Genomic DNA, 23,767 nt, shown 5'->3' with positions numbered 1-23,767 from the left:
ATCTCACTGCCATTTACGGTGGTACGCGCCGAGCGTAGTTTGGGTGCCTTCGGACATCGCGCCGAGCGTCTCCATCCAGGCCGCTTGTGGAGCATAGTTTTGCGGGTCCGCCATGCAGCGGTCGATGGCCTGACGCCACACCTTCGCCACCTGGCTCACGTAGGCCGGGCTGCGCTGGCGGCCTTCGATTTTCACCGAGGCAATATTGGCGGCCAGCAGTTCCGGCAGCAATTCCAGCGTGTTGAGGCTGGTGGGCTCCTCCAGTGCGTGGTAGCGCTCGCCGTCCACCAGATAACGGCCTTTGCACAGCGTCGGGTAGCCCGCGTTTTCACCGTCCTGATAGCGGTCAATTAACACGTCATTCAGGCGTGACTCCAGTCCCTGCGGCGTTTGCTGCCAGCGAACGAAGCGGGCAGGCGAGCAGGCGCCGACGGTATTTGGCGATTCCCCGGTGAGATAGGAAGAAAGATAGCAGCGGCCTTCGGCCATGATGCACAGGCTGCCGAAGGCAAAAACCTCCAGCGGCACTGGCGTGACGCGCGCCAGTTGCTTAACCTGATGAATAGAGAGCACGCGCGGCAGCACCACGCGGGCTACGTCAAAGTGTCGATGATAAAAACGCACGGCCTCTTCATTGGTGGCCGATGCCTGAACAGAGACGTGGCGCTCAATATGCGGATAACGTTCTGCCGCATACTCAAGCATGGCGAGGTCGGCCAGGATCAGCGCATCGGCACCCAGCTGGGCCGCCATATCCACGGCGCGCTGCCAGCGGGCATAGCCATCAGGATGGGCAAAGGTATTGATGGCGATGTGCAGTTTGCGCCGGTGCTGGTGAACGAAGTTAACGGCTTCCTGAAGCTTTTTCTCCGTAAAGTTAAGACCCGCAAAATGGCGGGCGTTGGTATCATCTTTCAGCCCGATATAGACCGCATCGGCCCCATTTTCGATGGCCGCCTTAAGCGCCGGAAGGTTTCCGGCAGGGCAGAGCAGCTCCATAATTTATCCCGATGTTGTCGATCGCAGGGATCGTAAAAAATGTTAACGAGCTGGGATTTTAATTAACCCATACGCGACAATTTTTGATTTAAGGCAGCTAATGGCGTATTGATGGCACCAATAATGAGGTATACCGGACAACGGTTTGTTGATTTACGCCGCTATCTTCTTGTCGGGATATGGCAAAATAGCAGGACTATAGCTATCAGGGAGTAAAGCTCGTGCTGGATAAACTGCGTTCACGTCTCGTACAATTTGGTCCATCAATGCTGAGCGTGCCGGTAAAACTGGCGCCGTTCGCGCTTAAACGCCAGGTGCTGGAACAGGTACTGAGCTGGCAGTTCCGCCAGGCGCTACAGGACGGTGAGCTGGAGTTTCTGGAAGGCCGCTGGTTAAAGATTGAAGTGCGCGATATCGGGTTGCGCTGGTTTACTTCCGTTGAGAACGATCGGTTGATCGTCCGTGAAACCGCCGAGGCGGATGTCAGCTTTAGCGCGGATGCCAGCGATCTGCTGATGATCGCCGCGCGCAAACAGGATCCGGACACCCTCTTCTTCCAGCGTCGTCTGGTGATTGAAGGCGATACGGAGCTCGGTCTGTACGTCAAAAATTTAATGGATGCCATTGAGCTGGAGCAGATGCCGAAAGCGCTGCGTATGATGTTGATGCAAATGGCAGATTTCGTTGAGGCCGGGCTAAAAACCCCGCCGGACAGTAAACACACTTCAGTAGGTGAGCCATGCTGATTCGAGTCGAAATTGGGATTGATGCGCCGGGTATCGATGCGTTGTTACGCCGCTCTTTTGCAGGCGACGCCGAAGCCCAACTGGTTCACGATCTTCGCGAAGATGGCCTGATTACGCTGGGCCTGGTTGCCACCGACGATGAAGGGCAGGTGGTCGGCTACGTGGCCTTCAGCCCGGTGATTGTGCAGGGCGAAGAGTTGCAGTGGGTCGGCATGGCGCCGCTGGCGGTGGATGAAAACTACCGTGGCCAGGGCCTGGCGCGCCAGCTGGTCTATGAAGGGCTGGATTCCCTGAATGAATTTGGCTATGCCGCTGTCGTCGTTCTGGGCGATCCGGCGTTCTATGAACGTTTAGGTTTTGAGCCAGCGGCTAAACACGATCTGCGCTGCCACTGGCCGGGCACGGAAACATCTTTCCTGGTGCATCCTCTGGCGGATGATGCGCTCGACGGCGTTACCGGTCTGGTGGAGTACCACGATCATTTCAATCGTTTTTAAGCAGGCTTTCGCGTAGCGCCTCGAAAGAGCCGTCCCCGTTGACGAGACGCTCTTTCTGGCGCTTCGTCAGCTGCTTGATGCGGTATTCCAGCCTGAGCGCCAGGGATCTGTCGCCCACGGCGGCTGAAAACGCTAACTGAAGTTCACCTTTCCCCCGCAGCGCCTTCGCCCCTTTCCCCGTTTGATGTTGTAAAAAACGCCGTGCCACATCGGTAGTGATCCCGGTGTAGAGTGCGTTATCAGCGGTTCGGACAAGATAGAGAAACCAGCACACGGTAAACAGATTCAGTATGTTAAGGTGAACGCACCATAGCATGAGAGAGAGCGAAAATGGAAACACTGGCCGCCATTAACCGCTGGCTGGCAAAGCAGCATGTCGTGACCTGGTGCGTCTGTAAAGACGAGGAGATGTGGTGCGCAAATGCCTTTTATTACTACGATCCCGAGCGAGTGGCCTTTTACGTGATGAGCGAAGATAAAACGCGGCATGCGCAGATGACGGGCCAGCGGGCAAAAGTGGCGGGCACGGTAAACGGTCAGCCTAAAACCGTTGCGCTGATCCGCGGGGTCCAGTTTAAAGGCGAAATTCGTCGCCTGGAAGATGAGGAGAGCGACGCGCAACGTAAACGCTATACGCGCCGCTTCCCGGTGGCCGCGGCGCTAAAAGCCCCGGTGTGGGAAATCCGCCTTGATGAGCTGAAATTTACCGACAACACCCTGGGCTTTGGCAAGAAGCTGCACTGGTTACGCGCCGAGCAGGCGTAGCGCTTCACGGTTAAACGCTGGCAGATCGTCCGGTGTACGGCTGGTGATCAGCTGATCGTTATCGTTCACCACTTCCTGATCGTAGAACTCGGCTCCAGCGTTTTTCAGATCGATAACGATCGGCTTCACCGCGGTGAGCTTACGCCCGCGTACCACCTCGGCGCTGATCAGCAGCTGCGGACCGTGGCAAATGGCAAATACCGGTTTACCGGTGCCGACGAAGTCACGGGTAAAGGTGACGAAACGCTCGTCTCCGCGCAGGGAATCCGGTGAATGACCGCCCGGTAACAGCAGGGCGTCGAAATCCGACGGGCTGACGTTATCAATGGATTCGTCAATGGTCACGCTGGCTTCGCCCTTATGGCCCTTCACGGTTTTACCCGCTTCTTTCTCGATGGTGACCACCTCGTGGCCCGCCTTGCGGAATGCCTCTGCTGGCGACGTAAATTCTGAATCTTCAAACTCGTCGGTAATCAAGACTGCGATTTTTTTACCCATGCTTCCTCCGTTGTTTTCGCTTCAGACTGTTTTTTTCCCGTTTGTGGTAAATACTTACCGGTAACAGACTTTTAAGTGTGGTAGAGCAGGCCCAGAACGCAAACGGACAATTCTGTAAAGGGGATAAGATGAGTCAGGTACTGATTACCGGCGCAACCGGGCTGGTGGGTGGACATCTGCTGCGGCTGCTGATCCAGGATCGGCATATCAATTATATCGCCGCCCCGACGCGTCGCCCGCTGTTGGATATCACCGGCGTCTATAACCCGCACGATCCACAGCTCACCGACGCGCTGGCGCAGGTGCAGGATCCCATTGATATCGCCTTTTGCTGCCTTGGCACCACCCGACGGGAAGCGGGCAGTAAAGAAGCTTTTGTCCATGCGGATTACACACTGGTGGTGGATACCGCCCTGACGGCGAAAAAGCTGGGCGCAAAACATTTCCTGGTGGTCAGCGCGCACGGCGCGAACGCAGGCTCGCCGTTTTTTTACAACCAGGTGAAGGGCAAAATGGAAGAGGCGTTAATCGCGCAGAAATGGGAGCGCCTGACCATCGCGCGGCCTTCCATGCTGATGGGGCACCGTGACGAACGTCGTTTTAACGAGTCTATTTTCGCTCCGCTGTTTCGCATTCTGCCGGGTAACTGGAAGTCCATCGAGGCGCGGGATGTCGCGCTGGCGATGCTAAAAGAGGCGCTGGCTCCGTCGCAGGAGGGGGTTAATATTATCCCTTCGGCAAAACTGCGTGAAATCGCGCAGGGCGAGGCGTAAACTTCCCCGGCTTATTAAATAACACCTTCCGGGGAATGGTATGACTGGTCAGTCTTCATCTCAGGCGGCAACACCTGTTCAGTGGTGGAAGCCCGCACTCTTCTTTCTCGTGGTCATCATTGGCCTCTGGTATGTGAAATGGCAGCCGTACTACGGTAAAGCCTTCACCGCCGCCGACACCCACAGCATCGGTAAATCGATTCTCGCGCAGGCCGATTCCAGCCCGCTACGCGCGGCGTGGGATTACGCCATGGTCTATTTTCTTGCCGTCTGGAAAGCGGCGGTATTGGGCGTATTGCTGGGCTCGCTGATTCAGGTACTTATCCCGCGTAACTGGCTGGTGAAAACCCTGGGACAGCCGCGCTTGCAGGGCACGCTGCTGGGGACGATTTTCTCCCTGCCGGGCATGATGTGCTCCTGCTGCGCCGCACCGGTGGCGGCGGGTATGCGCCGACAGCGCGTGTCGATGGGCGGCGCGCTTGCCTTCTGGATGGGTAACCCCCTGCTGAACCCGGCAACGCTGGTGTTTATGGGCTTCGTTCTCGGCTGGCATTTCGCGTTTATCCGTCTGGCGGCTGGCCTGCTGACGGTGGTGCTTGTCGCTACGCTGGTGCAGCACCTGGTGAAAGACAACGAGGCCGGGCCTGCCTCCGTTGAGCTGGACGTCAGCGAGCCGCAGGGCAGTTTCTTTGCTCGCTGGGGCAAAGCGCTGTGGCAGCTTTTCTGGAGCACCATTCCGGTCTATATCCTGGCCGTACTGGTGCTGGGGGCGGCGCGCGTCTGGCTGTTCCCGCATGCGGATGGCGCTATCGACAACACGCTGATGTGGGTGATTGCGATGGCGGTGGCCGGGTGCCTGTTTGTGATCCCAACCGCGGCGGAGATCCCGATTATTCAGACCATGATGATGGCTGGTATGGGGACCGCACCGGCGCTGGCGCTGCTCATCACGCTGCCGGCGGTGAGCCTGCCGTCGCTTATCATGCTGCGTAAGTCATTCCCGGCGAAAGCGCTGTGGCTGACTGCGGGGCTGGTGGCGTTGAGCGGAGTTATTGTGGGGAGTATGGCGCTTGTGTGAAAAAAGCCCGGCGGCGCTAGCGCTTACCGGGCCTGTAGTCAGGTGGTAATTACTTAATGTAAGTAAAGGCGGTGGTGACGTGTTTCACGCCGCTCACCCGGCTGGCGATATCCGCCGCCGCTTTCCCTTCACGTTCCGTCACCAGACCCAGCAGGAATACTTCGCCGTTCTCCGTGGTCACTTTCACGTTTGAGGATTTCACCTGGTCGGTACCCAGCAGCTGGGAACGCACTTTGGTGGTGATCCAGGTATCAGATGACGCGGTGCCGAGACCAATCGGCTGGCCCTGGCGGATCTCGTTAAACACTTCCGCCGTGCCTTCCACACCCATCGCGATCTGTTTGGCGCGCGAGGCGAGTTCAGGATTTGGCGCCTGGCCTGCCAGCAGCACTTTGCCCTGATAAGCCGTCACGTTGATGCGTGCTTCCTTCTTGATCTGCTCGTCTTTCGACAGCGCACTGTTTACGCGCAGCTCAAGCGTACCGTCATCCACCTGCGTCCCAACGGTACGCGGATCGGTCGCTGCTTTGGTGCCGACCGCTGCGGTGCCGACTACAGCGGCAGCGATGCATCCCTGAAGCAGTAATGCAGACATCACGACTGCAAGGGCCGATAAAACCTTCATGAGAACTCCTTAATCATCCTGGTGAGGGAAAAGCGTGTTATCGATCAGATCGCATAAGCAGTTCACCGTGAGCATATGCATCTCCTGGATGCGGGCGCTACGGTGCGAAGGAATGCGGATCTCCACATCCTGCGGCCCCAGCAGGCCAGCCAGCTCACCGCCGTCGTAACCGGTCAGGGCGACAATCGTCATATCCCGGGTCACTGCCGCTTCAACCGCTTTAACGATATCCCGGCTGTTACCGCGCGTGGAGATCGCCAGCAGCACGTCTCCGGCATGGCCTAAGGCGCGCACCTGCTTGGCGTAGATTTCGTCATGCAGACGATCGTTGGCAATCGCAGTTAAGACCACGTTATCGGTGTTTAGTGCAATGGCAGGTAAACTCGGGCGCTCGGTTTCGAAGCGATTGATCATGCTGGCAGCAAAATGCTGTGCGTTAGCAGCGGACGTGCCATTGCCACAACAGAGGATTTTGTTGCCGTTGAGCAGCGACTGAACCAGCGTCATCGCTGCACGCGAGATCGCGTCCGGAAGGGCTTCCGCCGCGGCAATCTGCGTTTGAATGCTTTCTGTGAAGCACACTTTAATTCGTTCGAGCACGGTATCCCTTTAAAATCTTATTTATGCGTCTTCGCCAAACGCGTTTTTAAGCCAGTCGATCGCATTTCCGGTGAAGGCTACCACATCGAAACGGCAATCCACAGTATCAAAACTCCCATTATGGCTGGCAAGCCACAAGTGGGCAGTCTGTAATAACTTTTGTTGTTTGGCGAGCGTCACGCTGGCGGCAGCACCGCCAAAACGGGACGACTGTCGGAAGCGAACTTCAACAAACACGATGGTCTGACCGTCTTTCATGATCAGGTCAATCTCGCCGCCGCGCCCGCGAACGTTGGCGGCGACAAAGCGCAGTCCTTTGCCTTCAAGCCAGCGACGCGCCTTTAACTCCCACGCGTCGCCGGTCTGTTTACGGCTTAACTGGCCGGGACAATCTGCCCCTGCTGGTATTTGAGCCATGATAACTTCCTGTTAATCACACAATCCTGATCGGCGGTCAGATCGCCGGTATTCCCGTTAAGCTCGAAGCCCGGTACCTGACGCATCTGGGTGAAGTGGTTTGCCAGCGCCCAGGCATCGACGCCCATCGCGTACAGACGCGCCAGGGAATAGTCATTGCGCACCGCGCCCAGCGCCTGCTGCATCAACTGCGGGTTGCTGCCTGCCAGCATGGGGATCTCGCTGTATTGCAGTCCTTCCATTTCCAGACGGAAATCCGGGCCTGCGGTACCCTGTGCGCTGCGTGAGCTGGCGTAGAGCGTTGCGCCGCTCTGGCTGCCGTTACGCATGGCGATCATCGGTTTGATAAAGGCGATCTCTTCCGGGGTAGCGACGATGTATGCCGAATCCACTTTACCGCCGCCGCTGATTTGCGCGTCGGTAGGCGGCGCCGGGATCGTCAGACCGCCGATGGTGACGCTCTGCTGCTGCGGCAGGCTGGCGGATACCGGGCTACCGTTGAGGGCAATACCTGCCCCGCCGTTCACGCCCGCTCTCAGTTCGGCAGCTGAGCCAAATTTCTGCTGCAACACCACGCCACCGCCAAGGGTCTGCCACTCTTGCGCAAACGCGTTGGCAACGCGATCGCCCAGCGTGCTGCGTGGGATCAGCAGCAGCGGCGCCTGCTTGCCCTGCTCGTGAATATGACGGGCCGCATCGCGGGCTTCATCCTCCGGAGAGAGGGCGAAGTAACAGATATTGGCGCGGTTCTGAACCTGCTCAGGCTGGTTAAGCGCCAGCACGTTCAGCGTGGTGTTGCTCTTCATCAGCGCTTCCACGTTGTTTTTCAACAGCGGGCCGACAACGATGCTGGCGCCGTCCTGCTGAACCTGCGCCAGCACCTGGTCAAGCGGCTGGGCGCTGGTGTCGTAGATTTTCAACTCTGCACCCGAATTAGCGCTGGTGGTGGCCACAGCCTGCGGCTGGGCTGCTGGCTGCTGTTCCGGCTGCGCGGTTTGCGGCTGAGGTTGTTCTGCCGTCGCGGGCGCCGGTGTTTCAGCCGGGGCCTGTGTTGCCGCAGGCGCTGGGGTAGCAGGCTGCGTCGTTGGGGCAGTAACCGGATTCTGCATGGTGCCCTGCGCAGGGGTTTGCGCGGTGGTCAGGTCGCTGGTTTCGGCGGCGGACGGGCTGACAACGTCATTCACATTCGCCGCCTGTGCTGCCTGCGCCGGAACTGCGCTGCCGGTGACGGCGGTAGTGCCGTTTTTCGCGGCTTCAAAACCTTGCTGAATGGCGCGACCAAATACCGCAGCCTGGCCGCTTAACGGCAGCAGCAGGGCGATTTTGCTGGTGGAGGCGGGCTTAAAGTTTTGCACGTTCACCAGCTGCGTTGGCAGCATTTTCGCTCCCGGGTTTTGCGGGTAACGCTTTTGCCAGTCGGTAATGCCGGCTTTCAGCATGTTCGGATCGCTGCGGTTGTTGAACCACATCTGTTGCAGATCCAGCCAGCCTTGCAGGACATTTTCATCGGCGTTGATTACCAGCGCTTTGGCCTGATCCTGGGTCATGGAGGCGAGCGCCTGCCAGGTTGCGTCAATATTTTTCTGCTTGTCCGCACCCGCGAGCAGAGGCTCCTGGGCAATCAGCGCGCGGAGTAGCGTCAGGGAAGGGCGACCCTGCTCAGCGGTGATACCGGCCTGCCAGAAACGGGCCTGCTGGTTTTTATCCAGCGTGCTGAGATCGATGGTGCCGAGGATCTTCTTCGCGCCGTCGTAATCTTTTTGCGCGACCTTCAGTTCTGCTGACAGCAGCGTCTGCTCATGGCGCTGAGTGTCGTTAAGATCCTGCGGCAGCTGGCTGAACAGCTCGGCGGCCTGCTGGGTTTTCCCTTCTTTCAGCAGTGCACGAATGGCGAGTAATTGCCAGTTGATCCTGGTATCATTTGTACTCTGCGACATTTGTTGCAGATAAAAGCCAGAATCAGCCTGAGCGGATCCCTGCATATGAGCAGTGCTCTGGTCAGGTGCCTGGGTGCCGCAGCCGGTAAAGATCAGGGCTGCCAGCAGGAGGGGCACGCTGTGCGCGGCTTTTTTTCGAAGAAACGTTAACGGTACCATACTGTATCCAGTGATTTTTTTACGCAATGCTCAATATTAAATCGGCAATACGGACGAAACAATGAAACAACACGAAACGGCAGATAATTCTCAAGGCCAGCTTTATATTGTACCTACTCCTATCGGGAATTTGTCTGATATTACCCAACGTGCGCTCACCGTATTGCAAGCTGTTGATTTAATTGCGGCTGAAGACACCCGTCATACCGGTTTACTGCTACAACACTTTGCCATCAACGCCCGTTTGTTTGCCCTGCACGATCACAATGAGCAACAAAAAGCCGAAACGCTTGTGGCGAAGCTTAAGGAAGGGCAGAACATTGCGTTGGTGTCCGACGCGGGAACGCCGCTGATCAACGATCCGGGTTACCATCTGGTGCGCACCTGCCGTGAAGCCGGGATCCGCGTGGTCCCACTGCCGGGACCGTGTGCTGCTATTGCCGCATTAAGCGCGGCGGGCCTGCCGTCCGATCGTTTCTGCTACGAAGGTTTCCTGCCAGCTAAATCCAAAGGTCGCCGCGATGTATTAAAGGATCTGGAAGCCGAACCGCGTACGTTGATCTTCTACGAATCCACTCACCGTCTGCTGGAAAGCCTGGAGGATATGGTGACCGTCTGGGGCGAAGGGCGCTACGTGGTGCTGGCGCGCGAGCTGACCAAAACGTGGGAAACCATTCACGGTGCGCCGGTCGGCGAACTGCTGGCGTGGGTGAAAGAAGACGAAAACCGCCGCAAGGGCGAAATGGTGCTGATTGTCGAAGGGCACAAAGCGCAGGAAGACGCTCTGCCTGCCGATGCGCTGCGTACGCTGGTCCTGCTACAGGCTGAACTCCCCCTGAAAAAAGCGGCGGCGCTGGCGGCGGAGATCCACGGCGTGAAGAAAAATGCGCTGTATAAATATGCGCTGGAGCAGCAGGGGGAGTAAGCCCCTGCCGCCTGTTTTGCCGGGTGGCGGCTTCGCCTTACCCGGCCTACACCGTGTCAAAGCCTCACTATTTCTCCGGCATCGCCTCAAACACCAGCGTTTCCAGCGGTTGCAGCGTAATCACCACAGCGTTTTTATACTCCTCTGGTACGGTCGAATTACTGCCGTACACGGCTTTCAGGGTAAACTGCGAACGCTCTCCTGCCGGGACTTCAAAATCTTTGGTTAAATCCAGGTAGTAACGTTGCGGCTTATCCGATGGGTTGCGTAAGCCAAAAATCGCTTTGTCTTTACTCCATGAGGCCCAGCCGTAAACCTCAAGCGAAGTTGGGTCTCCGCCAATCCAGTGAGTATCCACCAGCACGCTGGCATTCTCACGCGACCATTTCGCCGCCTGCGCCAGGGTATCCCACTTCGCCTTATTCAGCATGGACGGCGTGATGTACAGCTCCTGAAGCTGAGTTCCGGTTGCGAAGTAGCTCCAGACCTGATCGGCAAAATCGCTGTCTGTTTGCACTTTCTCGAGTCCATAGTAAGCGTTCTCTGCGCTGACGATCCCGTGGTACATCAGTGAGTTAAGCGGGAACAGCGGACCTTTACGCACGATGGATCGCCAGGTTTCGGCATCGCGGTAGGTCATCCACTGCTGCACTGGCGTGCCGGGGCCGTACAGGTTGATATCATCGCCCTGACGCCAGATTGAATCAGCATAGAACAGCCAGGACGGGCTGGCGTCGGTGCCGGTGGTCAGGTTGATAAACAGGTTCGGATTTGCGCTGCGCATGTTGTGCAGCAGGGCAATGGACGCGTCAAAATCCGATGCAAATGGGCTGCCCTTGATATGCGAATTGGCGTTACCCATTCCGTCGAGCTTGAACGAGGTAATATGCTCGTTTTTGATCAGCTTGATGATCTGATCGTTAAAGTTTTTAAAATAGTTCGGCCCTGACAGCGCCAGCTTGCCGTCTACGGTTTCGAAACCATACTCTTTTGCATGCGAGACGCGAATATCGCGCGGCTTGTTGTATCCGCCCCACGGAGAAAGCCACAGCCCAACCGAGCTATGCAGGCTGTCGGCTTTTTCCCTGACTTTGCCAAAACCGTTGCTGAATGCCGGGCCAAACAGCCAGCGTCCGGTGCGATCGTCCCAGCCATCGTCCAGCAGGAACGCGTCCAGCGCCACCCCGCGTCCGGCAATAAATTCTTTATTCCATTCGTCCATCCGCCCAATGACATCCTGCTCGGAGTAAGGGGTAAAGAAGCCGATGTCCATCCAGCTGTTGTAGTGCAGGTAAGGCTTATAAGGCCGCGGACGCACGGCATCGATAAACTGGTTTACGCTGCGGCGCAGCTGATTAGTTTCCGGGAAAGTGCCGAACCAGGTGGTAAAACTAACCGGTGTCTCAGGCAGAATTGGCGTTTTCAGCTCCACGTTGAGGTTCGTGGTGGCTTCATAAGCGTAAGTATTCACAATCGGTTTGTCTGGCAGGATGAAGAACGAGTCGGCCACGATTGGCGAGCTGTTAATCGCCCCGTCAACGTAAGGTGCCTGAGACTGCTTCTTCGTCGGGAAGAAGGTAATTTTCGCTACGTCCCGCGGCTGCCCGACGGCGGCGATGGTGTAGCCAATGCTGGCGTATTTTCCCTTCACCAGGTTCAGTTTCACCGTTACGATAAAATCCGGATTCGTAAAGTCGATGACTATCGCATTGTCCTGCTTTTCGACGTGCTTGATTTTGAAATCAGCGGTGTGGATTTTTGTTTCATCCGGTAGCGTCAGAAAGAACAACTCCTGGGGCGTGAGCGGATGGTTAGCTTTGCTGTCCGTTACCACTACCGTTGCGTTTGCATCATCAAACGAAAGGGCAATATTGTCGTTACTGAGCGCGTAGTTTGCTGCTGCCGCACCATGAGAAACACAGAGAGTCAGCAGCGAGAGAGTGAGCATTTTTTTCATCGGGGTAAGATCCTTATCAGTAATGCTTCAGCATTCGGTTGATGGACTGTTCCAGCCAGTAGCGCTGGGTGCCGAAGTTAATACGCAGGTAGTTTTCGCCGTTTTGTACGTAGTGGCTGCCATCTTCAATGACCACGCCAGCCTGTTTTGCGAAATGTTGAGTTAGCGCCGTCGCACTGCGATCGTCCGCACTGACGTCTATCCAGGCGAGATACGACGACTCCGGGTTCATCATCTTCCATGCAGGGAAGTGGGTCTGGATGGCATCCGCAAGGTAGCGGGCATTGCCGCGCAGATAACCATTCAGCGCGTCGAGCCATGGCAGACCTTGCTGATAAGCCAGAATAATTCCCCACACGCCGAAGATATTGGGCGAGGTAATGGAGTTCTTCTCCAACTGCTGGCGGAAACGCTGGCGTAGCGAATCGTCTGGAATTATCGAGTAGGATGTTTTTAACCCGCCAAGGTTGAACGCTTTATTGGGGGAGGTCAGCACAATCAGGTTGTCCTGGGCGGCACAGCCCGAATTCAGACAGCTGACGAATGTACCGTCCAGAATGTGCTCGGCGTGAACCTCATCAACCACCAGAATCGTGCCGTAGCGCTTACAGAGATCGGACACCTGGCGTATCTCATCCGCGCGCCAGATTCGCCCCGAGGGGTTATGCGGCGAGCAGAAGAACCACAGGGTGGGGCGGTGTGTTCGTAGCTGCTCTTCCACCCGATTAAAATCAAGTTGATAACGGTTATTTTCCACACTTAGCGGGTTAGCAAGTACTTGCACTCCCTGTCGCTGTGTCGCCATCGCAAACGGGTCATACACCGGGGTGTTCATCATCACGCAGTCGCCGGGTTTGCAGAACGCCTGAACCGTATAGTGAAGCGTGGAAACGGTGCCGTAGGTCAGGGTGATCCATGACTTATGCACCTCAACCTGATGACGGCTACGCTGGAAGGCGATGACCGCATCGTAGAATTCGTCGAAGCACCAGGTGTAACCGAAGGTGCCATGCTCCACGATGCGCTGGAAGCCTTCAATCACAGCGGGTGGCGAGGTGAAATCCATATCTGCTATCCACAGCGGGATAAATCCCTCCGGGACATCACCGAAACGCGAGCACACAAACGCATGATCCCATTTACGGCATTTATCGCTTTTACGCTCAATGATTCTGTCGAAATCAAACACAACGTCCCCCTGTTAAATTAAGGCTTCAATGCCGGATTTGACGCTCTGCACCTGCGGACCGATGATCACCTGAACGCTGTGGGCATCAAGCACTACTACTGACAAGGCGCCCGCGGCCTTCAGCGCCTGCTGGTCGATAAGCCCCATATCTTTCACCACCAGACGTAAGCGGGTAATGCAGTTGTCGAGCGACTCAATATTCTCTTTACCGCCAAGCGCGCGAAGAATAAGCCCATGATCGTATTTCGATTTTCCACGTGCCCGGGTATTGGCTTCCACCGCCTGGAGCGCACCCTGCGCGTCAACCTCACGGCCCGGCGTTTTAATATCGTGCCTGAGGATGTACCAGCGGAAGACGAAGAAGTAGATAACAAACCAGGCAATACCCACCGGGAACAGCAGATACCATTTGGTCGACATCCCCTGCATGACGCCGAAGATCAGCAGATCCAGAATGCCGCCGTCGGTGTTGCCGATGGTGACGCCGAGCAGCGCCATCACCATCAGCGCCAGGCCAGACATAACGATATGAAACGCGTAAAGCACAGGGGCAATAAACAGGAACAGGAACTCAATCGGCTCTGAAATACCCGTGACAACTGAAACCAGCACGCCTGAAAGCAGCAGCCCTTTAATCACCGGACGGTTTTCCGGGCGCGCGGTGCGGTAGATAGCGTAAGCCACGGCAGGCAGGCCGAAGATAAAGGTCGGCATAAACCCTTGCGATAAAAATGCCGTAACGTGCGGGCTAAACGGCAGGCCAGCTTTCAGCTCGGCGTAGAAAATGTTCAGCGCACCGGCCACTTCCTGGCCGTTAACCATCTCAATGCCGCCCGCCGGGGTGAAGCGCACCATCGCCAGCAGGATGTGGTGCAGGCCAAAAGGTTTGAGCAGCAGTACGCCCACGCCATACAGGAATGGCCCAAAGACGCTGGTGCTCTGGATGATATGACCAATCCCGGCAATGCCCATTGCCACATATTCCCACAGCAGGGGGATGAACAAGCCGACCAGCGACAGGGTGAGGGCAGTAACAATCGGTACAAAACGAATGCCGCTAAAGAAGGCAAACGCGTCGTGCAGCACCGTGTCCTGGAAACGCTCGTGCAGGAAGTAGGTGATCACCCCTACCACAATGCCGCCGAGCACGCCCATCTCCAGCGTTTGAATGCCAAGCACAATGGATTGTCCCACCTGTCTCATGGTGGCGGCATCCGCAAGCTGGTGGGTGGCGGTCAGGTAGTAGTTGATGCTCATGTTCATCAGCATGTAGCCAACGAATCCGGCAAAAGCGCCCACCGCTTTATTACGTCTGGCAAGGCCCATCGGGATCGCCATGGCAAACATCAGCGGCAGATAGGTAAAAGCAAAGCCGCCGACCATGGCGATAAAACCAAAGGTGAGCTGCGTTAACTCGCCGCCCAGAAAGGGAAAACTTTTGATGGTGGAAGGGCTGGTGACAGAACTACCGATACCTAACAACAACCCCATAAAGGCCAACAGTGAGACCGGGAACATAAACGTCTTTCCCAGGCTCTGGAAAAACTCCCACGCTTTCGATTTAAACGACTTTTCCTGTGTCATGTAGGGACTCCTCGGATTTTTAGGATAATGGAAGGCGCTGTCCGGCTTAAGGACGCGCCTTCATATTTGCGAGGCTTATAGTTATTTTTTTAGGTACTAACGTTATGCGCGATGGGTTCAGGCTTCAGTCGCAAGCAGCAGCCGGTTCGCCGAGCCGCAAACGGTGATTTTGCTTCTGACCACCTCTTTCATGGCATCCATGCCGACGCGCATGTAGAAGCGCGGATCGTTGCCCTGTGGGTTCTCGGCAAACCAGGCTTTGACTGCGTCAGAGAAGGCGATTTTCAGCTCTGTTGCGACGTTAACTTTGCAGACGCCCAGCTCAATGGTGCGGCGCACATCCTCATCCGGCACATCACTCGCACCGTGCAGCACCAGCGGCACTGTCACTACCTCACGGATCTCGGCCAGCCGCTGGAAGTCGATTTTTGGGCGTTTGGTATAAAGACCGTGCGCGGTACCGATGGCAACGGCGAGGCTGTCCACGCCTGTCAGTTCGACAAAGCGTTTTGCTTCCTGCGGGTCGGTCAGGAATGCGCTTTCGGCGTCGACGCTCATGTCATCTTCCACTCCGCCCAGTCGGCCCAGTTCGGCCTCGACGCTACAGTCGTTGAGGTGGCAGAAATCGACGACCGATTTCACCAGCTTGACGTTTTGTTCGAAGGGGTAATGGCTACCGTCGATCATTGCGCTACGTACGCCGGCATGGACTTTGCGGCGAATGTCGTCCAGCGATTCGTGGTGATCGAGGTGTAGCGCCAGCGGCATGTCATAAGTAAGGGAATACGCGTTGCACAAGGCGTAGATCTCTTCCAGCGCAATATGTTTAAACGTCCCCGGCGTACCCGCGAGGATCACCGGCGATCGCATTTCGCTACAGACTTCGAGGATCGCCTGGATCGTCTCGGCGTTATGGATGTTAAAGGCCGGAACGGCATAGCCCTTCGCCTGTGCGTCCTGCAAAAGATATTTGGTAGAAATAATACTCATGAGCCTGTCCTCTTAAGCCTGCCACGGATGAATAACGACGCCCTGGACCACACGGTTAACCGTACCGCTAGCGGATGGCGTATCCGGCGTATTGCCAACGTGCAGAGACTGGGTCAGTGCGAAGACCTGGGCGTACATCAGGAAGCAGAACGCCTGCTCCATATCGTTAAATGAACGGGAAGGCGGCAGCAGGATATGCGGGCCAGCTTCAATGACCGGATCCGTTTCGGCTGCAATGGCTACCACGCGCATAGCCTGACGATCGCGTCGCAGCTCGGCGAGCAGATCCCGATCGTACTGACGCGTATACGGATGGCTGGAGACAAACACGACGACCAGCGTTTCGTTGTCTACCAGCGACTTAGGCCCGTGACGGAAACCCGTTGGCGAATCGTAGAATGCCGCCAGCTTGCCGGCGGTCAGCTCCAGCACCTTCAGCGCAGACTCCCGTGCGGCGCCCTGTAATCCACCGCTGCCCAGATAAACAATGCGTTTCCACGGTTCGTTACCAAAGACGCCGGGACTGAAATCGCCAAGCGATGTGAGGATCGCCTGACAGCGATCGGACACGTCGCGGAACGTTTTGCTGTTGATCGTTTCCGGTGCGAATACCGCCAGGCAGCTCGCCATCATGGTGGTGATGCTGCTTGTCATCGCGAACCCGCGATCGTGCGTTTCGGCTGGCATGAGCAGAGCGCAGGCGTTATCGCTGTCGACGGCATTCTGGTACAGGCTGCCTGCTTCATTACAGGTGATCGACAGGTGGTAGCACTCCGGTACAAACTGATTCGCCAGCTCAACGGCGGCGACGCTCTCCGGGCTATTGCCAGAACGGGCGAAAGAGACCAGCAGCAGCGGGTGCGAAGGGCTGAAATAATCCATCGGGTTGGTGACCAGATCGGTCGTAGGTATCGCGGTGATGTTTTTCCCCGTGTGGCTGGCAAGCCATGGCGCAATGATGTCGCCGATAAAAGCAGACGTACCCGCGCCGGTCAGAACGATCCGCAGATCGGGCTTGCGCAACAGTGGCGTCAGAAAACTGTCGATCGACGCGCGCAGATTATCAATATTGTTGAGCGAGCGAAGCCAGCTGGCTGGCTGCTGGCGGATCTCTTTTTCGGTCCAGGTGCCGGTGGTGGCGATAGTGGTTTGTGGCATAACTCAGTCCTTAGTCGTGTGAATTCCACATCAGACGCTGGCAAATGTGTCGCTATCTTTCGTTTCGTTTCACTTGTTCACTTTAGCAGTTAAAGAAAATCTATAGAAAAGAAATCGAAAGTTCAATGGCGAAAAAGAAATAAAACGAAAAGTGTGATCGCGAAAGGAAAGGTAAAAGTCAAGGAAAGGAAAAGAAAGGCCTTACGATCGTCTTCCGTAAGGCCAACAGGGCACACTGTGAAGGGGCTACAGGGAAAGAGCCTGACCCTGGATCCAGATCTGCCGGAGGTGTAAACCCGCATCCAGCGCAAGAACATTGGCGCGTTTGCCTGGCGCTAACGTTCCCAGCAGGTGATCCATACCGAGCAGACGGGCAGGATGCAGCGAGGCCATATGGATTGCGTTTTCTGGGGCGATCCCCGTATGCTCCACCATATTTCGCACGGCGGCATCCAGCGCGAGCGTGCTGCCCGCCAGCCCGCCTGAGGCCGTGCGGACAACGCCGCCCTGCATCTCGACATTTTCACCACACAACGTATAGCGCCCATCAGGCATCCCCGCCGCCTGCATGGCATCGGTAATCAGCACCGTACGATCCTTCGCGCAGCAACAACATAGCCGCATGGCTCCAGGATGAACGTGATGCCCGTCGGCAATAAGCTCCAGCCACGCGCGTGGGTCCGTAAGCCCGGCGCCAACCATGCCGGGCTCCCGGTGGTGTAACCCCGTCATGCCGTTGTAGCAGTGCACCAGCCCGGCTGCGCCTGCATCAAATGCGGCCAGGGTTTGCGCGTATGTAGCGGCGCTGTGGCCCAGCATGACGCGTATCCCTTTTTGCTTGAGGTGATGGATCGCCTTCAGGGCATCCACTTTTTCCGGAGCAAGCGCCACCACCCGCAGCGTGTTCTGCGAAACCGCAATCAGCTCATCAAGTTCCGCGAGATCCAGTTCGCGAAACAGTTCTGGCGGGTGCGCCCCTTTGTTCTGCGGTGTAAAGTACGGGCCTTCCAGATAGCTGCCCAGGATCTGCGCGCCGGGGCCACCGGCATGACAGCGCCGGGCAATGCGCCGTAACGCGCCATGGATCGCCTCCAGCGGAGCGGTGACGGTGGTAGGCAGAAACGCCCCCACGCCTTCACGCGCTTTGTGCATGGCTAACCGGTCCAGCACGTCGGGCGCATCATCCATCACATCCACACCCGCGCCGCCGTGGACGTGAATATCAATGTATGCCGGGCAAAGCAGGTCTGCCTCGCGGGTATTAACCCCTGCCGGAATCGGCTCGATGGCGGTGATGACGCCTCTATCCATACGCAGCTGATGGTCATCCAGCCAGCCCTGCCCGGTAAGCAGACGACGCGCGCGCAGCAGCTGGCTCATATCCCTTCCTCGGCGGGCGCTTCCTCGCGACAGCGTGCAAGTTCATCCACCAGGCTGGTCAGGCCGCGATGGCCGCACTCCAGCGCCTGCAAACGAAAGGCTTCACTGCTTAATCCGTCGCGCTCCAGAACCATCTCCAGCAAAAGCTGGAGATTGGTGCCGGTGATCACTTCGCTGCCGGGGCGCTGCATCGCGAGGGTAGAGGCCACACGAAACGGCGTACCGCCGAGAAGATCGGTGAGAAACACAATATCGTGCTCTGCATCCAGTTCATTCACTGCCTGCTCAAGCTGCCCGGTCAGCCGCGCAGTGGTGGAGCTTTCCGGAAAATCGATGGCGATAAACTGCGGCTGTTCGCCGAGGATTTGCTTCATCGCCTGTTCCAGCCCGCTGGCAAAACCGCCGTGACCCGTCAAAATAATGCCTAACATCGCAACCTCTTTGCTTTTTACAGGAAGTGACAGAATTTACCGACAACGCCCAGCACCACAGTGATACCAATCAGGCGCAGCGGGCTCCAGCCACGGCGTACCAGCCAGAACATGGTCAGGGTGTAGACCAGCGGCAGAAAGGCGGGCATCAGTTTGTCGATCACATCGGTTTGCAGTTTGACGACTGCATCCCCGGCTTTAATCTCGAGTGTGGTATTCAGGCGCACATAGGTTGCCACCAGCGCACCAATCACTGTCATCCCGACAATGGACGCAGCATGACCAACCTTTTTGGTGTTGGCCTTGATCAGCGGGATCGCGGCGACACCCATTCGGTAGGCATAGTGCGCCAGACCAAAACGCAGGCCGAGATGCACCACGTTAAACAGCACGATAAAGACCACCGCGCCAAGAATGGAGCCTTGTAGCGCCAGGCTGGCGCCAATCCCCCCGCAGATGGGCAGCAGGGTCAGCCAGAACATGGCGTCACCAATGCCACCGAGCGGTGCGCCGACGGCAATTTTAGTGCTCTGGATGCTGTTCACATCCTGCTTGGAACGCTCCATTGCCAGAATAATGCCGATGACGAAGGTCACCAGGAACGGGTGGGTGTTAAAGAAACCCATATGGCCTTTCATGGCGCGCGCCAGGTCCCGCTTATTGGTGTGGATCTTTTTCAGCGCGGGCAGTAGCCCATACAGCCAGCCGGAGGCCTGCATACGCTCGTAGTTAAACGAGGCCTGTAGCAGCATGGAACGCCAGGCGACACGGTTAATATCCTTTTTCGTTAGCTCAGCGCCAATACTCTGGTCTTCGTAGACGTTTTCATTCACGCCGGTCAGCAGTGTCTCTTCACTTTCAGATACGCCCGGCAGGGTGGTGTGATTAGATGCCATCTTCAAATTCCTCTTTCTGGGCCGCAGGCGCCGTGGGTTCAGGCGATTTGCGCAGCAGGTCGATCAGCGCCATCGCCAGCGCAGCCGCGGCAATCGCCAGCACCGGGAGTTTCAGCCAGGCCGCGGCGACAAAGCCGATAATGAAGTAAGGGATGTAAACGTTTTTCATCATGATCTTCAGCAGCACGGCGAAGCCGATCGCTGGCATGATGCCGCCCGCGACGCCGAGACCGTCGATCAGACGTTCCGGCAGCACGTCAATGGCGGTTTTCGCATGTTCAGCCCCGAAGTAGATGGGCAGAAATGCACACAGGAAGTAGAAGACGCCGAGCGCCAGCAGTGCCAGATAGTTGACCCGTTCAATACCACGGGTGTCTGCGTTAGCCGCCATGCGATCGCAACGGGACATCACGCCGGACATCACCGAGAAGAGGAAGGTGATCCCCATCTGAACCGCCACGGCAAACGGCACGGCGACCCCAACGGCGACATCCGGCTTCACGCCTGTAGTAATGGCAAATGTGGTGCCAACGATGGTGCCGATAATCACGTTTGGCGGCTGCGCGCCCGCCAGCGGCGCGAGTCCCATCCAGACCAGTTCTAACGTACCGCCGGTCAGAATTCCGGTGTGCAAATCGCCCAGAATCAGGCCAACCAGTGGCCCGAGCACCACTGGACGGTGCATGTGTGTTAAGCCGTTAAACATATCCAGGCCCGCTATAAAGGCGAGAAGCCCCAGCGCGAAAGCCTGCAACAGACTGATTTCCATTGTGAATCCCTCAGAGCAGTTTAAAGAGATCCAAAGCAGTCTCTGTTGGAACGCCCTGAACGAAGCATTCCACTCCGGCCGCCTTCAGGCCGTTAAACGCGGCGATATCGTTCGCGTCTACAGATACCGTTTTGGCAATTTGCTGTTTGCCACTGGCGTAATGCATATTTCCGACGTTAATACGGGTGATGGGCACGCCGCCCTCGACCAGCGTTAAAAAATCAGCCGGTGTTTTACAGACCAGCAGAATTTTCTGCCGGTCGGCGGCGCGATGAATGTTGTCGATCACTTTTTGCAGGGACCAGAAACGCACGGCGATGCCTTCCGCCAGCACCATCTCCATCAGGTTTTGCTGAACCGGATCGTCTGCAACCTCGTCATTTGCCACCAGCACCAGGTTCGCCCCCGCAAACCCCACCCACTGTACGCCCACCTGACCGTGGATCAGGCGTTCATCAATGCGGCATAAGACAATGTTTGGCATAGCGTTTTCCTCTTTTTAATTATGCGTGTTGAGTCGTTACGCCTTCGCAGGCGGCATGGTACTGCTGGAGTATGTCCTGAATGTGGTCGAGGATGAGTTCCCGTGGTGTGGACCTGAGAGCGCCATCGCGAACTTTGCTGTACTGCAACGGCAGATACTGGCTGATCAGCGGCAGCGGGATCGGTTCATCCGCCAGGTTGCGTACCAGCCGCTCAAAGGCGTCGTCAATCTGGCTGTCTGGCCAGTAATAGCGCACGCGGTCGGAATAGCTGTAACCGCGCGCCAGGCGACGGGCATTGCCGTCGCCGTGATAGTGGCTTTGCCAGTATTCCGGGCGATCTAGCATCACGTTTTCCAGGACGTGACGCAGCCCTGAGCAGGCTTTTGCCGGCAGCAGCTCTTCTTCAATTGCTGCCAGTGAGAACAGCGCTTCGCGCAGCGCGAAGGTTAGCGCAGGGCCGACTTTCAGAATGGCGAAGTGATCTTTCACCAACTGGCGCAGCGCCTGCGGCGTCTGGTAATCGGTAGAGTGTGCTTCAAATACAAGCGTGTCGTAGGCTTCAACCATCTCGCTCAGCGCGACGGCTTTATGCGGTTGATAGTCACAAACCTGCGCATGGTCGAACTCAACGCCAGGCTGAACCACCAGGCCAATAATGCGCGGCCAGATGTCGCTTAACCCTTCCTTCTCGAATGCGTGGCGGTGTGCCTCAAGCGTGGCGCGTGCCGCCTCTGGCGTGGTGACCTCAAGCTCGGTCAGCGTCTCGTGTGCCCCACCGGGAACCGGAACTTCCGTGCCGATAACGTAGACCAGATCGGCTACGCCAAATTGCTCGAGACAGGTGGTTTCGGCAATTTTAGCCAGCCGAGCGGCACGCCCGGCAACGATTGCATCGGTTAACGGAACCGGGTCGTCTTCGCAGGACATGCTGCAATCGAGGTGAATTTTTTTAAATCCGGCCGCCACGTAGCTTCTGATCAGATCGTCGGCGTTCGCCATCGCCTGCGAAGCCGGCAGGTTTTGCCAGCGGTTTGGACCTAAATGATCGCCGCCAAGGATCAGCTGCGAGGTGGGGAAACCAAGAGATCCCGCCAGCTTGCAGACAAACCCATAAAAATCGGCGGGCGTCATACCGGTATAACCGCCAAACTGATCCACCTGGTTTGAGGTGGCTTCTATCAGCAGGGGCGTCTGTTGTGAATGGGCGTAACGTAGAGCAGCTTCAAGTACCAGTGGATGTGCGGAACAGACGGCATAAATCCCGTTTGTATTCCCCCGTTTATGTTGTTCCACCATTTCTGTCAGATGTTTCACTTTCCTCTCCATTTCGGATGGTGTTGGTATTCATCTTTCGTTTTGTTTCATTTGATACTGCATTATGGTGAGGTAAAAATAAAACGAAAGATAATAGTTTTCCGATCTGTTTCACAAAAGAAACATAATGAAAGGTTTCAGCGGCGATTAAGCTTGCGTCCGCACACCATACAGGGCTTGCATTCCCTCAAAAGAAAGGCGTTAATAAGCAAAACGAAATGAAACGAAAGTGTATTTACTAAGGAGCTCGTATGAGCAGCACCGATTCATCCGCAGAGAAGCGCATCACCGGCACCAGTGAAAGGCGAGAGCAGATCATTCAGCGGTTGCGGGCGCAGGGAAGCGTGCAGGTTAACGATCTTTCTCTTTTATTCGGCGTGTCGACGGTGACGATCCGTAACGATCTGGCCTTTCTGGAAAAGCAGGGGATTGCCGTTCGCGCTTACGGCGGCGCGCTGATTTGCGAAGGCAATGCCCCCGGCGTGGAGCCGTCCGTTGAGGACAAAAGTTCCCTTAATACGGCAGTGAAGCGCAGCATCGCGCAGGCGGCGGCTGAACTGGTGAAGCCGGGTCACCGCATTATTCTGGACTCCGGCACCACAACCTTTGAAATTGCCCGCATGCTGCGCCAGCACACCGATGTCATTGCCATGACCAACGGGATGAACGTGGCAAACGCGCTGCTGGAAGCGGAGGGCGTGGAGCTGCTGATGACCGGCGGGCACTTGCGCCGTCAGTCGCAGTCCTTCTACGGCGACCAGGCGGAGCAGTCCTTACAGAATTATCATTTTGACCTGCTTTTCCTGGGCGTCGATGCCATCGATCTCGACCGGGGGGTGAGTACGCATAACGAGGATGAAGCCCGTCTGAACCGCAAAATGTGCGAGGTGGCGGAGCGTATTATCGTTGTCACTGACTCCAGCAAGTTTAACCGTTCAAGCCTGCATAAAATCATTGATACTCAGCGGATCGACATGATTATCGTTGATGAAGGCATTCCGGCGGAAAGCCTTGAAGGATTACGCAAAAGCGGGATCGATGTGGTGCTGGTCTAAAGGGGCTTTTCCTCTCTCCCTAACCCTCTCCCCATAGGGAGAGGGTTCCCCAGTAATTTGAAAGCAAAAGCGATAACGTTGCCTCAGAATAACTGAGGGCTTTCAGCGATGCCTCGGTCCGGCTGTAAATCGCTGAGGCGTTTCCTGTAGGCCGGGGCGAGGCGCAGGGATGCGCCGAGAGGGCGGGCTTTACAGGGATGTTACCTCCGCCCGTCCCCGATAAGCCGGAAGGAATATGCCGAAGGCACCGCGAAGCGGCGATTTACCGCCGGAAGCCCGGGTCGCCAGGGTGGTGGCGACTGAGCCACCCTGGCACGTTCACCGGTCATGTCGTGACAGAGTAGCAAGGAACATAAAGTGAACGGAATGACCACCAGAGCCGTATGTTCCCCCTCACCCCAGCCCTCTCCCTCAAGGGAGAGGGGGCCGTCTGTGCAGGCATTATTTTGTGGGGAACCCTCAGCTCCATAGGGGAGAGGGGACTGCCCGGTGCGGTTTTTTACCCTCTCCCCGGTGGGGAGAGGGCAGGGTGAGGGGCCA

25 protein-coding genes are annotated in these 23,767 nt (G+C 56.8%); 7 read left to right on the top strand and 18 right to left on the bottom strand.

Features of this window, described 5'->3' with window-relative positions:
- Window positions 1–3 precede the first annotated feature (3 nt).
- Window positions 4–999 (bottom strand): peptidase U32 family protein, encoded by a 996-nt coding sequence (locus tag FZF21_RS19165; protein ID WP_003861773.1) that lies wholly within the window; start codon window positions 997–999, stop codon window positions 4–6.
- 221 nt (window positions 1,000–1,220) lie between these two features.
- Between FZF21_RS19165 and FZF21_RS19160 the strand changes: the two genes are divergently transcribed.
- Both FZF21_RS19160 and FZF21_RS19155 read left to right on the top strand, forming a co-directional pair.
- Window positions 1,221–1,745 carry an SCP2 domain-containing protein gene (locus tag FZF21_RS19160; RefSeq protein WP_003861771.1) on the top strand — a complete coding sequence of 175 codons (525 nt, stop codon included), beginning with the start codon at window positions 1,221–1,223 and terminating at the stop codon, window positions 1,743–1,745.
- A complete protein-coding gene (locus FZF21_RS19155; protein ID WP_045341648.1) occupies window positions 1,739–2,242 on the top strand; it encodes an N-acetyltransferase in 504 nt (167 codons plus the stop codon). The genes FZF21_RS19160 and FZF21_RS19155 overlap by 7 nt, the downstream gene beginning before the upstream one ends.
- Here the strand turns inward: FZF21_RS19155 and FZF21_RS19150 are convergent.
- Entirely contained in the window at window positions 2,229–2,558 is a 330-nt protein-coding gene (locus FZF21_RS19150; RefSeq protein ID WP_003861768.1) for a GIY-YIG nuclease family protein, read from the bottom strand. The genes FZF21_RS19155 and FZF21_RS19150 overlap by 14 nt on opposite strands.
- Window positions 2,559–2,572: 14 nt before the next feature.
- On the opposite strand from FZF21_RS19150, the gene FZF21_RS19145 reads away from it, so the two are divergent.
- The gene (locus FZF21_RS19145; RefSeq protein WP_023295494.1) at window positions 2,573–3,007 is read left to right on the top strand and encodes a YhbP family protein; all 435 of its coding nucleotides are present in this window, start codon (window positions 2,573–2,575) and stop codon (window positions 3,005–3,007) included.
- Here the strand turns inward: FZF21_RS19145 and FZF21_RS19140 are convergent.
- Window positions 2,987–3,505, bottom strand: a complete 519-nt coding sequence (locus tag FZF21_RS19140; RefSeq protein ID WP_015571965.1) for a type 1 glutamine amidotransferase domain-containing protein — start codon at window positions 3,503–3,505, stop codon at window positions 2,987–2,989. The two genes, FZF21_RS19145 and FZF21_RS19140, sit on opposite strands and share 21 nt — an antisense overlap.
- 128 nt (window positions 3,506–3,633) lie before the next feature.
- On the opposite strand from FZF21_RS19140, the gene FZF21_RS19135 reads away from it, so the two are divergent.
- Window positions 3,634–4,278, top strand: coding sequence for an NAD(P)H-binding protein (locus FZF21_RS19135; protein WP_023295493.1), 645 nt, complete (start codon window positions 3,634–3,636; stop codon window positions 4,276–4,278).
- A gap of 40 nt (window positions 4,279–4,318) precedes the next feature.
- On the top strand, window positions 4,319–5,356 hold the full coding sequence (locus FZF21_RS19130) for a permease (protein WP_023295492.1): 1,038 nt from the start codon (window positions 4,319–4,321) through the stop codon (window positions 5,354–5,356).
- Between the two features lie 49 nt (window positions 5,357–5,405).
- On the opposite strand, the gene dolP is transcribed toward FZF21_RS19130, so the two are convergent.
- From dolP to FZF21_RS19110, 4 genes are read right to left on the bottom strand one after another with little or no spacing between them, the layout of a single operon-like run.
- A complete protein-coding gene (gene dolP, locus FZF21_RS19125; protein WP_006812102.1) occupies window positions 5,406–5,981 on the bottom strand; it encodes a division/outer membrane stress-associated lipid-binding lipoprotein in 576 nt (191 codons plus the stop codon).
- A 9-nt stretch (window positions 5,982–5,990) separates the two neighbouring features.
- A complete protein-coding gene (gene diaA / locus FZF21_RS19120) occupies window positions 5,991–6,581 on the bottom strand; it encodes a DnaA initiator-associating protein DiaA (protein ID WP_003861754.1) in 591 nt (196 codons plus the stop codon).
- A 21-nt stretch (window positions 6,582–6,602) separates the two neighbouring features.
- The gene (locus FZF21_RS19115) at window positions 6,603–6,998 is read right to left on the bottom strand and encodes a YraN family protein (protein WP_045341650.1); all 396 of its coding nucleotides are present in this window, start codon (window positions 6,996–6,998) and stop codon (window positions 6,603–6,605) included.
- Complete coding sequence (locus tag FZF21_RS19110; RefSeq protein WP_063946021.1) at window positions 6,956–9,094, bottom strand: penicillin-binding protein activator; 2,139 nt, start codon at window positions 9,092–9,094, stop codon at window positions 6,956–6,958. Before FZF21_RS19110 ends, FZF21_RS19115 begins: the two co-directional genes overlap by 43 nt.
- Window positions 9,095–9,155: 61 nt before the next feature.
- Between FZF21_RS19110 and rsmI the strand changes: the two genes are divergently transcribed.
- A complete protein-coding gene (gene rsmI, locus FZF21_RS19105) occupies window positions 9,156–10,019 on the top strand; it encodes a 16S rRNA (cytidine(1402)-2'-O)-methyltransferase (RefSeq protein WP_045341652.1) in 864 nt (287 codons plus the stop codon).
- A gap of 67 nt (window positions 10,020–10,086) precedes the next feature.
- On the opposite strand, the gene FZF21_RS19100 is transcribed toward rsmI, so the two are convergent.
- The 11 genes from FZF21_RS19100 to kbaZ form a co-directional block, all read right to left on the bottom strand.
- A complete protein-coding gene (locus FZF21_RS19100) occupies window positions 10,087–11,976 on the bottom strand; it encodes an enterotoxin (protein ID WP_045341653.1) in 1,890 nt (629 codons plus the stop codon).
- A 16-nt stretch (window positions 11,977–11,992) separates the two neighbouring features.
- Complete coding sequence (locus tag FZF21_RS19095) at window positions 11,993–13,165, bottom strand: PatB family C-S lyase (RefSeq protein WP_149121169.1); 1,173 nt, start codon at window positions 13,163–13,165, stop codon at window positions 11,993–11,995.
- Window positions 13,166–13,177: 12 nt separating this feature from the next.
- The gene (malX, locus tag FZF21_RS19090; protein ID WP_040118142.1) at window positions 13,178–14,749 is read right to left on the bottom strand and encodes a maltose/glucose-specific PTS transporter subunit IIBC; all 1,572 of its coding nucleotides are present in this window, start codon (window positions 14,747–14,749) and stop codon (window positions 13,178–13,180) included.
- Between the two features lie 117 nt (window positions 14,750–14,866).
- The gene (gene kbaY, locus FZF21_RS19085; protein ID WP_015571961.1) at window positions 14,867–15,739 is read right to left on the bottom strand and encodes a tagatose-bisphosphate aldolase subunit KbaY; all 873 of its coding nucleotides are present in this window, start codon (window positions 15,737–15,739) and stop codon (window positions 14,867–14,869) included.
- 12 nt (window positions 15,740–15,751) lie between these two features.
- On the bottom strand, window positions 15,752–16,897 hold the full coding sequence (locus FZF21_RS19080) for an SIS domain-containing protein (protein ID WP_015571960.1): 1,146 nt from the start codon (window positions 16,895–16,897) through the stop codon (window positions 15,752–15,754).
- A gap of 246 nt (window positions 16,898–17,143) precedes the next feature.
- Window positions 17,144–18,277, bottom strand: a complete 1,134-nt coding sequence (gene nagA, locus FZF21_RS19075; RefSeq protein ID WP_017382442.1) for an N-acetylglucosamine-6-phosphate deacetylase — start codon at window positions 18,275–18,277, stop codon at window positions 17,144–17,146.
- On the bottom strand, window positions 18,274–18,708 hold the full coding sequence (agaF, locus tag FZF21_RS19070; protein WP_032104425.1) for a PTS galactosamine/N-acetylgalactosamine transporter subunit IIA: 435 nt from the start codon (window positions 18,706–18,708) through the stop codon (window positions 18,274–18,276). Before agaF ends, nagA begins: the two co-directional genes overlap by 4 nt.
- Window positions 18,709–18,725: 17 nt before the next feature.
- Window positions 18,726–19,604: a PTS N-acetylgalactosamine transporter subunit IID gene (gene agaE / locus FZF21_RS19065; protein ID WP_017693933.1), complete on the bottom strand. Its 879-nt coding sequence runs from the start codon at window positions 19,602–19,604 to the stop codon at window positions 18,726–18,728.
- Window positions 19,594–20,373: a PTS N-acetylgalactosamine transporter subunit IIC gene (gene agaW / locus FZF21_RS19060; RefSeq protein WP_003861730.1), complete on the bottom strand. Its 780-nt coding sequence runs from the start codon at window positions 20,371–20,373 to the stop codon at window positions 19,594–19,596. The genes agaE and agaW overlap by 11 nt, the downstream gene beginning before the upstream one ends.
- 10 nt (window positions 20,374–20,383) lie before the next feature.
- Window positions 20,384–20,857 carry a PTS N-acetylgalactosamine transporter subunit IIB gene (agaV, locus tag FZF21_RS19055; protein ID WP_003861728.1) on the bottom strand — a complete coding sequence of 158 codons (474 nt, stop codon included), beginning with the start codon at window positions 20,855–20,857 and terminating at the stop codon, window positions 20,384–20,386.
- A 19-nt stretch (window positions 20,858–20,876) separates the two neighbouring features.
- The gene (gene kbaZ, locus FZF21_RS19050; protein WP_032649636.1) at window positions 20,877–22,184 is read right to left on the bottom strand and encodes a tagatose-bisphosphate aldolase subunit KbaZ; all 1,308 of its coding nucleotides are present in this window, start codon (window positions 22,182–22,184) and stop codon (window positions 20,877–20,879) included.
- A gap of 239 nt (window positions 22,185–22,423) precedes the next feature.
- Between kbaZ and FZF21_RS19045 the strand changes: the two genes are divergently transcribed.
- Window positions 22,424–23,227, top strand: coding sequence for a DeoR family transcriptional regulator (locus FZF21_RS19045; protein ID WP_017693937.1), 804 nt, complete (start codon window positions 22,424–22,426; stop codon window positions 23,225–23,227).
- Window positions 23,228–23,767 lie beyond the last annotated feature (540 nt).

It is taken from the genome of Enterobacter sp. LU1 (assembly GCF_008271405.2).
GTDB lineage: Bacteria > Pseudomonadota > Gammaproteobacteria > Enterobacterales > Enterobacteriaceae > Enterobacter > Enterobacter hormaechei_C.
Note: the sequence above shows the minus strand (reverse complement) of the source record. Positions and strands in the feature narration are given on the sequence as shown.

Coding starts and splice junctions, on each gene's coding strand:
- FZF21_RS19165 (WP_003861773.1), bottom strand. CDS start 999: ATGGAGCTGCTCTGCCCTGCCGGAAACCTTCCGGCGCTTAAGGCGGCC.
- FZF21_RS19155 (WP_045341648.1), top strand. CDS start 1,739: ATGCTGATTCGAGTCGAAATTGGGATTGATGCGCCGGGTATCGATGCG.
- FZF21_RS19150 (WP_003861768.1), bottom strand. CDS start 2,558: ATGCTATGGTGCGTTCACCTTAACATACTGAATCTGTTTACCGTGTGC.
- FZF21_RS19145 (WP_023295494.1), top strand. CDS start 2,573: ATGGAAACACTGGCCGCCATTAACCGCTGGCTGGCAAAGCAGCATGTC.
- FZF21_RS19140 (WP_015571965.1), bottom strand. CDS start 3,505: ATGGGTAAAAAAATCGCAGTCTTGATTACCGACGAGTTTGAAGATTCA.
- FZF21_RS19135 (WP_023295493.1), top strand. CDS start 3,634: ATGAGTCAGGTACTGATTACCGGCGCAACCGGGCTGGTGGGTGGACAT.
- FZF21_RS19130 (WP_023295492.1), top strand. CDS start 4,319: ATGACTGGTCAGTCTTCATCTCAGGCGGCAACACCTGTTCAGTGGTGG.
- dolP (WP_006812102.1), bottom strand. CDS start 5,981: ATGAAGGTTTTATCGGCCCTTGCAGTCGTGATGTCTGCATTACTGCTT.
- FZF21_RS19115 (WP_045341650.1), bottom strand. CDS start 6,998: ATGGCTCAAATACCAGCAGGGGCAGATTGTCCCGGCCAGTTAAGCCGT.
- FZF21_RS19110 (WP_063946021.1), bottom strand. CDS start 9,094: ATGGTACCGTTAACGTTTCTTCGAAAAAAAGCCGCGCACAGCGTGCCC.
- rsmI (WP_045341652.1), top strand. CDS start 9,156: ATGAAACAACACGAAACGGCAGATAATTCTCAAGGCCAGCTTTATATT.
- FZF21_RS19100 (WP_045341653.1), bottom strand. CDS start 11,976: ATGAAAAAAATGCTCACTCTCTCGCTGCTGACTCTCTGTGTTTCTCAT.
- malX (WP_040118142.1), bottom strand. CDS start 14,749: ATGACACAGGAAAAGTCGTTTAAATCGAAAGCGTGGGAGTTTTTCCAG.
- kbaY (WP_015571961.1), bottom strand. CDS start 15,739: ATGAGTATTATTTCTACCAAATATCTTTTGCAGGACGCACAGGCGAAG.
- FZF21_RS19080 (WP_015571960.1), bottom strand. CDS start 16,897: ATGCCACAAACCACTATCGCCACCACCGGCACCTGGACCGAAAAAGAG.
- nagA (WP_017382442.1), bottom strand. CDS start 18,277: ATGAGCCAGCTGCTGCGCGCGCGTCGTCTGCTTACCGGGCAGGGCTGG.
- agaF (WP_032104425.1), bottom strand. CDS start 18,708: ATGTTAGGCATTATTTTGACGGGTCACGGCGGTTTTGCCAGCGGGCTG.
- agaE (WP_017693933.1), bottom strand. CDS start 19,604: ATGGCATCTAATCACACCACCCTGCCGGGCGTATCTGAAAGTGAAGAG.
- agaW (WP_003861730.1), bottom strand. CDS start 20,373: ATGGAAATCAGTCTGTTGCAGGCTTTCGCGCTGGGGCTTCTCGCCTTT.
- agaV (WP_003861728.1), bottom strand. CDS start 20,857: ATGCCAAACATTGTCTTATGCCGCATTGATGAACGCCTGATCCACGGT.
- kbaZ (WP_032649636.1), bottom strand. CDS start 22,184: ATGGAGAGGAAAGTGAAACATCTGACAGAAATGGTGGAACAACATAAA.
- FZF21_RS19045 (WP_017693937.1), top strand. CDS start 22,424: ATGAGCAGCACCGATTCATCCGCAGAGAAGCGCATCACCGGCACCAGT.